This is a genomic window from uncultured Clostridium sp. (assembly GCF_934754915.1).
GTDB lineage: Bacteria > Bacillota > Clostridia > Clostridiales > Clostridiaceae > Clostridium.
The window spans coordinates 1-2,245 of record NZ_CAKVKB010000293.1; the positions used below are offsets into that span (position 1 = coordinate 1).

Annotated in this window: 1 protein-coding gene; it reads right to left on the reverse strand. The window is 29.4% G+C overall.

What is annotated here, in order from left to right; all coding sequences use genetic code 11:
• Positions 1–277: 277 nt before the first annotated feature.
• The coding region (locus Q0F58_RS18995) for an RICIN domain-containing protein (protein ID WP_294379564.1) at positions 278–2,245 on the reverse strand (1,968 nt) is incomplete at its 5' end.

Sequence of the window (2,245 nt, forward strand, 5' to 3'; positions counted from 1 at the left end):
TTAATGCTTCTTTTTGACGAATTTCATTTTGGTCAACACTGGATACTCTTATGTAGGCTAAGTTCATAGTCAATCACGCTCCCATGAATATCATTATACCACATATGGAACATAAAAAGCAATAGGTATTATTAAATTTGCAATGTTAGAACATATTGCAATCCTAACATTACAAATATTATATCCTTATAGAGTATTACTTTAGGGTACACTAAATAGTTTTATATTGGATAAGAACAAGTATGTTTTAATTATTTATAATCAAAATTCTTAACTCTTAAAAGCTATTAATGTATTTATTCTTTAAAATAATAAGGTCGATAACATTAACCATACCATCACTATTTATATCTGCCACTTGAGGATTAGGAATTACAACCTCAATATTTAGAATATATTTTTTTAGTATAAGTATATCAGTAATTGAAATTAGTCCATCATTATTACAATCACCTTTAATATTAGAAAATATTGTTTTTAATATCCATTGCTGTGCTGTAGAATCATTATTAAAATGTTGACTAATATTTTGCCTCTGTATAGTTTTTCCATCTGACAAATCAAGATTATAACCACTTAATATAGAAGTAAATGTATAAGTATCATTGGTGTTTTTTCTTATCTTCCAATATTGACCTAAACTATTGCTATCTTCATATAATTGAATATTAGCTTGTGTATCTAAAGTATTTCCATCATTGATTACCTCAACATATAGACCTGAAACTACTTCTTGTATTTTATAGTATCCATTTCCGACATAGATTATCTTAAAATAGTCATCATTATCATCAGTCCATAATTGTATGTTAGTACCATTTTTATATTCGTTTTTTGCACCTGCACCATCAGCATCAAGAGCATATAAACTAGAAATACTTGAGTTTATCTTATAAGTTCCATCTTCAATAACTCTATCTTTATCTGTTCCACATGGAATGAAACCAAACCTTTGTGTTCTTTGTTCATTGTTTTCCCATACCATAACATTTGTATCGCTTTCTATTCTTCCATTTGTAATATCAAGAACGAATGAATTACATCTTGATTGAAGTTTATATCCAGTTTCAGTTGGAATAATTGACCATTGTTGTGCAGGTGCACCATTATCATTTACAATTTGAACATTAGCTCCTGCATATAGCGATGCGTCAGCAACATCAAGACAAAGGTTAGTGTCTTTTTGGCTTATTTTGTAATATCCGTTATTTAAATATGTTATTGTCCAAGCATCATATTTACTTGGAAGTTCATTAATTTCACGTATGTATGTTGTTACGTTTGTACCATTTTTAGAAATTTCGTCTCCTGGAATATCAATCCAAAAGTTTTTGCTAAGTGCCGATAAAATCCAATAGTCTCCATTAGGTATAGTTTGTCCTGCACCCTCACTTTCTGACATTACATAACCAACAAGTTTTAATATCCATTGCTGTGCTGTAGAATCATTATTAAAATGTTGACTAATATTTTGCCTCTGTATAGTTTTTCCATCTGACAAATCAAGATTATAACCACTTAATATAGAAGTAAATGTATAAGTATCATTGGTGTTTTTTCTTATCTTCCAATATTGACCTAAACTATTGCTATCTTCATATAATTGAATATTAGCTTGTGTATCTAAAGTATTTCCATCATTGATTACCTCAACATATAGACCTGAAACTACTTCTTGTATTTTATAGTATCCATTTCCGACATAGATTATCTTAAAATAGTCATCATTATCATCAGTCCATAATTGTATGTTAGTACCATTTTTATATTCGTTTTTTGCACCTGCACCATCAGCATCAAGAGCATATAAACTAGAAATACTTGAGTTTATCTTATAAGTTCCATCTTCAATAACTCTATCTTTATCTGTTCCACATGGAATGAAACCAAACCTTTGTGTTCTTTGTTCATTGTTTTCCCATACCATAACATTTGTATCGCTTTCTATTCTTCCATTTGTAATATCAAGAACGAATGAATTACATCTTGATTGAAGTTTATATCCAGTTTCAGTTGGAATAATTGACCATTGTTGTGCAGGTGCACCATTATCATTTACAATTTGAACATTAGCTCCTGCATATAGCGATGCGTCAGCAACATCAAGACAAAGGTTAGTGTCTTTTTGGCTTATTTTGTAATATCCGTTATTTAAATATGTTATTGTCCAAGCATCATATTTACTTGGAAGTTCATTAATTTCACGTATGTATGTTGTTACGTTTGTACCATTTTTAGAAATTTC